This window comes from Spirulina sp. CCY15215, from assembly GCF_016888125.1.
In the GTDB taxonomy this organism is placed as follows: Bacteria; Cyanobacteriota; Cyanobacteriia; order Cyanobacteriales; family Spirulinaceae; genus CCY15215.
In genome coordinates this window covers 1-247 of record NZ_JACSWA010000490.1, presented here as the reverse complement: position 1 = coordinate 247, position 247 = coordinate 1, and the positions used below count along the sequence as shown (strand labels likewise).

Genomic DNA, 247 nt, shown 5'->3' with positions numbered 1-247 from the left:
GAGATAAACCCGATACTTATTCAGAAATGGGGGTTTTGGAATATTTCCAATACGATCCGACGGGAGACTATCTCAATCCTTCTTTGAAAGGCAAGCGCTTGGTTGGAAATACTTATCAAACTATTACACCAAACCAATTAGAAGATGGTTCTCTGTCGATTTATTCGGAGGTTTTAGAGTTAGAACTGCGCTTACTTCCCAATGGTCAGATGCGTTTTTTCAATCCCCAAACTGGGGAGTATTTAAG

Annotated in this window: 1 pseudogene; it reads left to right on the top strand. The window is 40.1% G+C overall.

From position 1 onward, the window contains the following. Positions 1 to 247: pseudogene (locus tag JUI58_RS16595) on the top strand (Uma2 family endonuclease); the annotation flags it as partial.